We start from the raw sequence: 9,609 nt of genomic DNA on the forward strand, positions 1-9,609 counted from the left end.
GATATCGGATTTTTTATGCCTTTATAAATCACTCAAAATTAGTTCACCAATGTCTGTAAGCGGCTGTGCCCACCACCCAACGAATGTAGACAAATTTTGGCACTAATGCGCTCTACCATTGTTTGCACATGTGAAATCGCCGTAACCTGTCGCCCTTTGGCTTGCAACTTATCTAAGCAACTTAACACCACATCAAGACTTTGCGGGTCTAAAGAGCCAAAGCCTTCATCAATGAACAGTGACTGAATTTTAAGATTTCTTGATGACACCGCTGATAGAGCCAAAGCTAATGCCAGTGAGACTAAAAATGTCTCCCCGCCGGATAAGCTTGCTAAAGAGCGAACTTCATCAGCCATATCTTGGTCAATAATTTGTAGCGCTAAAGATTGCCCAGGAATACGCTGCAACTGATAACGAGGCGCTAATTCAAGCAGTTGATGATTTGCCTCATAAAGCAATTTATCGAGGGTCAACTGTTGGGCAAAAATCCTAAATTTAGCACCGTTCGCTGAACCAATGAGCTGATTGAGCTCTTCCCATACGGCGCAGGTTTGTAATCGGCTCTGATAAGTATCGTTAAGCGCTTTAAATTGCTGCTGCGCTTTAGCATTTTGATCAAGCCGTGAGCGAAGCTGATAAATAAGCTCATCTTGAGCACTCAGTTGCTCGCTAAGCGCCTGAATGCCACCATTAATGTCTAACTGGCGTAATTGCCCCTCAATCGTTTGCTGAGCGCTTTGCACAGCATTAAGCTGTACGCTGGCAAATTGTTTTGCCTGTTCCTGCTCTGTTGTCAGCGCAATTAATTGCTGTTCATATTGCTGAATTTGCAAACGAATCGCATCAATTTCAGCGCTAGATAAAGCAAGTAGCTGCTCTGCCTTATCTTGATTTAGCAAATATTCATCAAGCTTTGATTGCCACTGCGTTTGACAAAGAGCCAACTCACTGCGCAATTTTTCAAGTTGTTCACTAAGATATTCGCGCCGAGTCAAAAGCTCTGTCGCGCGTTGGTTAAACATTTCAAGTTGCTGGTTTAATTCATTAAGGGCAGCTTCAAATGATTGCTGCTGCTCGCGAACTTGTTCTAACCATTGGCTGACACTTAAACCGTTTAACAAACTTTTCGATGTTTGTTTTAACTCATTTAATTGATGGTGATTTTCATCAATGCGCGCCTGACTTTCGCTAAGATTTTGCTCAGCATTCTTAAGCTGCAATGACTGTTGCTCAATCTGATGATTAAGTGCCATCAGCTGCGATTGCATCGTCTCAAACTGTGAAAGAATACTCTGGTAATAGTTAATTTGTTCTTCGAGCCATGCGCTAAAGCCGCTGCAACCAGAGTGAGCAAGTATGTCTTGCCAATCAATGATGCTAAATAATTCATCTAACTGCTGGTGAATATTTTTGTATTGCAAGAGCACATTACTGTCAGCACTATGATTGAGATCATCATTGAGTTGCTTTTGCTGTTGCAGGGCGAGTTGTAATTTTGTATCGAACTGTTGATCGTGTGTCCGCAGCTGCTCAATCTCATGGTTTAACTGCTCAAGGCGTTTAAGAGAGTGCACCATTTGCTGGGCCTGAATCTCTAATTGCTGAACTTGCGCACTCAATGCCGCAATCTTTTCACCGCTGCTTTGATACTCTTGGCGTAACTGTTCAATCGTCGTTGAATCATCAAGTTCCAACGCGGCTAATCGCTCTGTGAGATCAGCTTGAAGCTGTTGCTGATGATATGAAATCAGCGAAAGCTGCTCTTTTAATTGCGGGATCTGTTCTTGGGCATTTAAAAGCTGCGCTCGCAGCTGTGATTGCTCTGCGTGCAATGCTTCAAGACGAGAATACAATTGCCTGACTATCGACTCACCTGGCGTTTGCTGCTCAACATAAGGGTGATGGTGACTGCCACACAACGGACAAGGCTCATCAGTTACCAATTCGCGCCGATAATCACTTAACTCAACCACTTGGCGGGCACTGTGATACTGTTGGCTCAGTTCGTCAATACGCGGAGCAATCAGTTGCAATTTTGACTGACAATCGCTCTGGCCTTTAAGCAAATCGTTTAAAACATTTTGATAGTGCTGCAACTGATCTTGACTATTTTGCCACTGCTGACTTAATTGGCCTGCCTGATATAGCAGATTTTGTCGTTGTTGCGCCTTGGCAAGTTCATTTTGCACCGCCTTATATTGCTCTTGCAGTTGCTGCTCTTTGCCAACAGTTGGGCCAAGAGAATCTTGCTGTGAAACCAGTCTCTTTAGCGCTTGCTCTAACTCATTTTTATGCGAGCGCATCTGCGCGATATGTTCGCTAAGTTCAGTGACCTGCTGCTGGCGTTGGCGCTCAACTAACAGCTGTTGTTCTAGACGCTGATAATCCTGTAGCAGATGAACAATCTCACCCTGTCGCTTTAACCATTGCCCCTGAATGGCTTGTTCATCCAACCAGTGTTGCGTTTGAGCTAATGCCTTGGTTAACTCTTGATGCTGGGTGTTCAGTGTACTCAACTCAATTCCGGCTTTTTTAACCGTACTCTGTTTTTGCTGGACATCTTGCTGCAGATTTAGCAAATCATCTTCAAACAATTTTTGCCGCTGTTCTATTTGCCGAGCGTGCTCTAATTCGCTCTGTCGGCTGCTCTGCTGAGTATGAAACTCCTTGAGCCGATTTTGGGCGTCTGCTTGTTTTAATTTTAGGCTATCAAGGCTCTGCAACTGCTGCTCATACTCCAAAGCCACCTGCTGCAACTGCTCATTTGTTTGGCCTAAAGATGCTTTTAACTGGCTCTTGCGCTCAAATGTGTGGCGCAGTGGTTGGACTTTATTGAGCATTTCCAGCTGGCTACGCTGGGTATTGATTTGAGGTTCTTGCTCTTGCAACTTAGCAAAACGCGTTTGCACCTTTTTCACTTTTTCATTGGCGCTATCTAAATCCAGCAGCTGCGTATTTAAGACTCGATTAGCTTGCTCTAGTTGACGCAATTGCGTTTGGCGCGCAGCGGCACCAGCTAATTGCTGGTCTAGCTCGCTCAGCGCCGAATCATCTAACAACTGGGTTTGCTCAATTTGGCTCTTAAGCTTATCAAGCTCTTGGGCATGTTCTTTATAGGTCTGATAAACCTGTGCCGATATCTGTGAATAGAGCGCTGTGCCAGTCATCTGCTCTAACAGCGCAGAACGTTGATCTTCCGGCGCTTTTAAAAATGCAGCAAAGTCCCCTTGTGCCAGCATCACCGAACGGCGAAACTGAGCATAATCCAAACCGATAAGATCTGTAACATACTGCTGAAATTCACGCTTATTGGCGCTAAATGGTTCTTGGCTGGTCAAATCAATTAGCTCTCGTGAACTACTTTGCCAACGTCCAGAAGCCTGATTGCGAGCACGGCGAACCTGCCAGCGCACCAGATAACGTTTGTCATCATGGCTTAAAAATTCAACTTCAGCCATGGCATTCGCTTGGCCACGACTGACTAAATTACGAACATCGTTGGCTTTGAGCTTATCATCTGTTTCTTCACCAATTTCAACGGTGCGCGACTGATCTTCAAAACGAGGAACCTGTTCATAGAGTGCCAGACACAAGCAATCTAATAAGGTACTTTTACCACTCCCTGTTTTACCTGTGATGGCAATCAAACCTTGTTCAGCTAACGGTGCGCTTGCAAATTCCACTGCAAATGGACCGACTAAACTTGCGATGTTTTCTCCGCGAATCGCTAAAATCTTCATTGCATCTCCTCAACCTGACGAAGTACTTGCGCAAACGCTTGAATTAGCTCTTTACTCGGAGCCGCTTGATAACTGCGCTGATAGCATAATTCAAATACTTGCTGGGGACTTAAATCATCTAAATCTTTGCCCATGTAGGGTTGCTCAGCGCTCTTTTCAGTTTGAGGGTAGACGGTGCGAATACGCGTTAATCGAACGCCTTTATCAGCTAAAGCCTGCATCACCTGCTCGCGTAAATGTGCCTGCGGTTTATCAAGAAAGACCTGGACTTCAAGATAAGGCGATGACTCGCTAATCTCCCCAAGAGCAGGTAAATGATGAAGCTCGCTTAAAACCTCATTCAGTGGTTTTGCTTCTTTAGGCACTTGGAGCATTTCACAGCTGCGCGGCACAGCTAAAGGTTGCACACCCAGTTGGCCATTTTGCCAAGTTAGTAATTGCACATGATGGTGATAACGGCGCTCAGAAAATGATAATGGCAGCGGTGAACCACTATAATGCATCGCTAATGGACAGTTGATCTGCTGGCCCAAATGCAGGTGTCCTAAAGCGACATAATCACAATTTTCAGGGAAAACATCGGCAGGTAATGCATGTTCGCCTCCGAGTAAAATTTGTCGCTCTGAGAGCTCACTGACCTGCCCACCACGCACATGGGCGTGCCCCATTGCCAGCAACATCTGACCATCTTGGCGCACGCTATCAGCAAGCTTACCAAGTTGATGATAAAGTTCATAAATCGCTTTTTGCCAACGCAGCTGACCGTCACTAATCTGTGCATCAAGAACTAAATCGCTCGAGCGCAAAAATGGCACAGCCAGAGCCCATCCAAGCACTTGACCTGAGCGTTTTTTCAACGGAATCAACAGCCGATTTAGCTGCTGTACACCTTGTTCATCTTTATAAACTTGGCCAATTAGATGTAAGTCAAAATTACTTAAAAGCTCACTAGGCGCGCTGATTTTACTAGGCGAGTCATGATTTCCCGCTGTGATAATTACCTGCAAGCCTGGGCAACGCCGGGTGGCATCAGCGAGAAATTGATACAGTTGTTGCCAGCTTTGTGCCGATGGCGTGGCACTATCAAAAACATCGCCACTGACACACAAAACATCAATCTGTTGAATCTCTAACTGCTTGAGTAACCAGTCTAAAAACTGTTGATGTTCAAAGCTGCGATGATAACCATGCAGCTGATGCCCTAAGTGCCAGTCGGCGGTATGTAAAATTTTTAGCGACAAGTCCATAAAACCTTCGGTAACGGGTTAAAGATCATGATTAAAATAACGCCCAGGAGTAACCCCAAATTGCTCGCGAAAAGCAGCTACGAATGCAGAAACCGATTCATAACCACACATCAGCGCAACTTCAGTGACATTCTCTTTTTGTCCAAGACAATCAAGTGCGTGCAACATTCTAAGCCGCTGACGCCATTGACGAAAGCTCATCCCCGTTTGTTGGTGAAATAATCGGCTGACACTGCGAGCTGAAATGCCAACCTGACTGGCAAGTTGCTCCATGGTGCTTTGATCAGAGGGATTGTTTTGAACTCTCTCACACAGCGCTTGCAAACGCCTATCTTCCGGCAGCGGCAGTTGCATTCGCGCCGCTTTTAGCTCATTTAGTTGATCAATTAATACTTGAGCAATACGGTGTTCAGGACCATGCAATGGCCAATCGGCTCTCTGGCGACAAAATTGCATAATTAACTCGCGCAATAAATTAGTCACCTCTAACACCTGAGGTTCAAGCCAACGAAAACGATCGAGCGCTTTTTCATCGATATACAAACTGCGCATTTTAGCAGGCCCCAATGAAAGCACTTGATGGGGAACCCGCGCAGGGACCCAAATCGCATATTGCGGGGGCGCGACATAGCGAGCAGAGCGCGTTAGTACCGTCAGCACTCCTGTTGCGGCATAGGAAAACTGTCCCCACGGATGAAAGTGCCAGTCGGTTTGACTACCCATTTCACCCCATTGTTCAGGCCTGGCATACACTGGCCTTGGTAATGTGGCAAATTGCGGGACATCTCGATGATGGCGTGTTTTCGACATTTATTTGCATATTGGCGATAGATAACATTAACAATCTTTTCTACGCTATTTTAGCGTTAGGTGCAATGAGAAGAGCAACATGAACATAGTTGGAAAGTTAAAAAAAGAATGGTTCTTAATTAGCATGGTCATCATGATCATTTTAGCGGTTTTAATCCCCCATGTTGGCGCAAGTTCAGGGCCGCTACATCTGAACCTCGTAACTGAGTATGGGATTGGATTGGTGTTCTTTTTACATGGGATTGGTTTATCACCAACAGCCATTCGCCAAGGCCTGGGTAGCTGGCCGCTGCATATTTTTACACAGGTAGCGACGTTTGTTCTTTACCCGTTGATCTGGATATTACTATCCCCTTGGTTAACTCACGTAATGCCACTGCCACTGGCTTATGGATTTTGCTATCTCTTGGTTTTACCCAGCACAATTTCATCATCCGTTGCGATGACAGCGATTGCTGGTGGAAATATCCCTGGCGCAATATTTAATGCTTCTTTATCGAGTATTTTAGGGATCTTTTTAACACCATTAATGGTGCAGTTCTTTACAGGCTTCACCGGTGGCGATATGGATATTAGCCATATGATCTTAAACATTGCCTATATGCTGTTGTTACCGATGGTACTGGGCCAACTCGCCCGCCCTATTTTGCATAACTGGCTAAGCCGCTATAAAAAAATAACTGGCAAATTAGATAAATGGGTCATTTTATTAATTGTCTTTAACGCGTTTAGTGATTCAGTCCTGCGTGGGATCTGGCATGACTTTGCAATCTCAACATTAATATTATCAATTGTTTTATGTGCCATTATTCTTAGCGTGGTGATCAGCTTATTGTATGTTGTTGCCAGAATGCTTCATTTTAACCATGAGGATTTAGCTGCGGGTTTATTCTGTGGGACGAAAAAAACCCTCGCCGCAGGGATCCCCATGGCGAAGGTTATCTTTGGCGCAAGCCCAATGCTCGGAATGCTACTGCTACCCATTATGCTTTATCATCCGATGCAAATTTTTGTTTGCGCGATTATTGCCAATAAAATGGCGGCTAAATTGCCAGAGCATCTTGCCCAACAGGCAAACTAACCATACAGCATTTATTAATGAAACAGGGCTTTGAGCATCTCTGGAGATAATTTACCCGTTTGTGGTAGGCCATGGTGGGCCTGAAAACGGCGAATTGCATCACGTGTTCGAGCCCCGATTTTTCCATCAATGCGGCCTAAGTCATATCCCATCTCTTTTAATTTAGCCTGAATATGTCTTATCTCTTCATGAGTTTTAGGGCCAGCTTCATGCTTATATTCGTGGTATTTAGCTTTGGCTTCTTTCGCCAGTTTTTTACCCTGATACTCAACCTTTTTGGCCATGTGGTCAGCTTTTTTACTCATCGATGACTTTTCATGTTGGCCTTGCTGAGAATTAACAGGAATAGGCTCGCCCGAGTTATTCTGCCCTGGCGCATCATTAGCATAAGCCATTGATGATAAAACCAAACCTAAACCGGCAACTAACCATACTTTGTTCATACTAAGCCCTAATTTAACGTTTTATTTAACAGTTGATGTCATCATGACGAAGTTAGTTACAACTCACAATAGGCTTATTTACCTATTTTGATAACCAATTGTCATAATAGTTGGTTATTATGGTTGCTATGAAGGGCTTTGCAAAGGAAGTATCTATGATTCGTCTAGCCACTGCCGTGGACTTGCCAAGCGTTGCACTGCTGAGTAAACAACTTGGCTATCCTGTTACGCTAGCCCAACTGGAAGAGCGATTTAGCAAATTAAAAGATAGCGAGCAAGTTTGGGTATACGAACAACACCAGCGCATTGTGGCTTGGCTACAATGTGACTGGCGCAATGATCTCATCAGCGGCAGTACTTTGGAGATCATTGCAATGGTTGTAGATAACAAATTTAGAGGCCGAGGCACTGGTAGAAAACTGCTTGAGTTTATTAAACAAAAAGCAATTGATCACGAGTTAACCGTCACAGTGCGTAGCCAATTAAAACGAAAAAGAGCTCACCAGTTCTATCAAAAAAATGGATTTGATTTACAAAAGACACAGCATCTTTTTTATCATCCATTAATAGAAAAAATAAACAGCACGGATGAATCTCTTTGAACAATTAAGCATGCGCATATCGTGGCTGGCGAATATAGTGTTTCATCTGAATTAAGTTAAACACAACAAGTACCGCAGAAACCACGAAAACCCAGCGAAATCCGGCAAATGCTGACACACTAGCGCCAAGCAAAGGACCTGCAACATTACCAAAATATAAAAATGATTGGTTGTAACCAAATACTCGGCCCAATATTTTTTTATTAACCTGTTGAGCAAGCAACGCTTGAACCGCAGGCATCATCGCGCCATCAGTAAAGCCCATCAAAAAACGTAAAATGCCAAGCTCTAAGGTATTTTGCACCACAGAAACCAACATCAATAATAATGCGGTAATACCAAGTGCTACTAATAATATTCTAGCGCTGCCGATTCTATCGCCTAATTTTCCCAGCATTGGCGCTGACAATAGCGCAGAAACGCCAGGAACCGCCGCCACAATACCGCTAATAAACGCCAAATTAGTCGTCTCTGGGCTAAGTTTTGCGACAAACAGCGTCAAAATAGGGTTAATCGAGGCATTCGCTAACTGAATCATCATCGTTGCGATAAACAAACCGAAAACAAGCCCTGGGGACGATAAACTGGCAAAGACCTCTTTACGCGATAACACGCGGTCATTTTTGTCAGGTTTTTCAAATGACTCATGCACCCAATAGCAACTGCTTAAAAAACAGCAAAATAACAAAGCGCCAGTGACGATAAAGACGGTTCTAAATCCCATCTGATCGGCCATCGCACCGCCTATCATTGGCCCTAAAATAACGCCGCTAATCTGTCCGGTCGTTAATGTACCTAGCGCCCACCCGGTGCGCTCTTTGGGCATTTCGGCAGCAGCTAAGGCAAAAGCATTAGGAATATAGCCTGAAGTTAGCCCCATGAGCATGCGCAGCACAACTAATTGCCATGGCGCAGAAACAAACCCCTGAGCAGTCATTAAGATAGCCATGCCTAATGATGCGCGAAGCAGCATTAGTTTACGCCCTTTTTGGTCAGCAAGTTTTCCCCAAAACGGTGAAACAATAGCTGAAACAATAAAAGAGCCACTAAACACCACCCCAGACCATAAACTTAGACTGGCTTCACCGTGGACCCCTAATTGGCGTAAATAAAGCGGTAAAAAAGGTAATATCTGGCTCATACTTAAGCCAACTAAAAAGCACCCCAGCCACATAGCAGCTAGGTTAAGTTTCCACGAACGAATCATTTTTTGACCCAATACAGCCTGAGACCAACAGGGCGTTGGTACTTATTTGTTAATCATGATGGTAATCGGTATGAAGCGCGCAAGTTTAACATTGTCTACAACGATTTGTAATTTAATTTAAACGCCGCAACTTTAAATATAAATTAGATAATAAGAGCATCGGTTTATAACCAGCAAAAAGAATGGAAAATCTTGTTTGTTATGCTCTTAAATAACACATCTTCACGACCAGATTTTATTTTAGCCTAGCGGTGCCAAAATAGATTGTTTTAGCTCAAAGTTCGCATCAAGTTCACTCGTTTGGGGAAATTAATGCATTTATCAGCGAAGATGTAAGCTAATTAAACTTAGCCTGTACAAGCAAATTATTTAATATCAGCCCTACTCTGTGCGATAAACTAGACTAGAGCGTGTTGATCTTTGCGGTATAAAAAGCAAGCAGCAAATGGGGCTGTTATAATGGTTTCGCCAAAAATCAC

Annotated in this window: 7 protein-coding genes; 2 read left to right on the forward strand and 5 right to left on the reverse strand. The window is 44.0% G+C overall.

All coding sequences use genetic code 11. From position 1 onward, the window contains the following. Positions 1 to 38: 38 nt before the first annotated feature. From ABTQ23_RS09720 to ABTQ23_RS09730, 3 genes are read right to left on the reverse strand one after another with little or no spacing between them, the layout of a single operon-like run. Entirely contained in the window at positions 39 to 3,740 is a 3,702-nt protein-coding gene (locus ABTQ23_RS09720) for an AAA family ATPase (RefSeq protein WP_408615516.1), read from the reverse strand. After that, positions 3,737 to 4,987, reverse strand: coding sequence for an exonuclease SbcCD subunit D C-terminal domain-containing protein (locus ABTQ23_RS09725; protein WP_408615517.1), 1,251 nt, complete (start codon positions 4,985 to 4,987; stop codon positions 3,737 to 3,739). The genes ABTQ23_RS09720 and ABTQ23_RS09725 overlap by 4 nt, the downstream gene beginning before the upstream one ends. An 18-nt stretch (positions 4,988 to 5,005) precedes the next feature. Further along, entirely contained in the window at positions 5,006 to 5,797 is a 792-nt protein-coding gene (locus ABTQ23_RS09730) for an AraC family transcriptional regulator (protein WP_408615518.1), read from the reverse strand. A gap of 79 nt (positions 5,798 to 5,876) precedes the next feature. On the opposite strand from ABTQ23_RS09730, the gene ABTQ23_RS09735 reads away from it, so the two are divergent. Continuing rightward, a complete protein-coding gene (locus tag ABTQ23_RS09735; protein WP_408615519.1) occupies positions 5,877 to 6,878 on the forward strand; it encodes a bile acid:sodium symporter family protein in 1,002 nt (333 codons plus the stop codon). Between the two features lie 14 nt (positions 6,879 to 6,892). Here the strand turns inward: ABTQ23_RS09735 and ABTQ23_RS09740 are convergent, their stop codons facing one another. Beyond that, entirely contained in the window at positions 6,893 to 7,321 is a 429-nt protein-coding gene (locus ABTQ23_RS09740; protein WP_408615520.1) for a peptidoglycan-binding domain-containing protein, read from the reverse strand. A gap of 155 nt (positions 7,322 to 7,476) precedes the next feature. Between ABTQ23_RS09740 and ABTQ23_RS09745 the strand changes: the two genes are divergently transcribed. Further along, positions 7,477 to 7,923 (forward strand): GNAT family N-acetyltransferase, encoded by a 447-nt coding sequence (locus ABTQ23_RS09745; RefSeq protein WP_408615521.1) that lies wholly within the window; start codon positions 7,477 to 7,479, stop codon positions 7,921 to 7,923. Between the two features lie 4 nt (positions 7,924 to 7,927). Here ABTQ23_RS09745 and ABTQ23_RS09750 read toward each other — a convergent pair whose 3' ends face one another. Beyond that, entirely contained in the window at positions 7,928 to 9,127 is a 1,200-nt protein-coding gene (locus ABTQ23_RS09750; protein ID WP_408615528.1) for a multidrug efflux MFS transporter, read from the reverse strand. Positions 9,128 to 9,609: the final 482 nt, after the last annotated feature.

The sequence above is a fragment of the Celerinatantimonas sediminis genome (genome assembly GCF_046054195.1).
GTDB lineage: Bacteria > Pseudomonadota > Gammaproteobacteria > Enterobacterales > Celerinatantimonadaceae > Celerinatantimonas.

Excerpts from the sequence above, each read along its gene's own strand:
- ABTQ23_RS09720 (WP_408615516.1), bottom strand. The coding sequence starts at position 3,740 with ATGAAGATTTTAGCGATTCGCGGAGAAAACATCGCAAGTTTAGTCGGT.
- ABTQ23_RS09725 (WP_408615517.1), bottom strand. The coding sequence starts at position 4,987 with ATGGACTTGTCGCTAAAAATTTTACATACCGCCGACTGGCACTTAGGG.
- ABTQ23_RS09745 (WP_408615521.1), top strand. The coding sequence starts at position 7,477 with ATGATTCGTCTAGCCACTGCCGTGGACTTGCCAAGCGTTGCACTGCTG.
- ABTQ23_RS09730 (WP_408615518.1), bottom strand. The coding sequence starts at position 5,797 with ATGTCGAAAACACGCCATCATCGAGATGTCCCGCAATTTGCCACATTA.
- ABTQ23_RS09740 (WP_408615520.1), bottom strand. The coding sequence starts at position 7,321 with ATGAACAAAGTATGGTTAGTTGCCGGTTTAGGTTTGGTTTTATCATCA.
- ABTQ23_RS09735 (WP_408615519.1), top strand. The coding sequence starts at position 5,877 with ATGAACATAGTTGGAAAGTTAAAAAAAGAATGGTTCTTAATTAGCATG.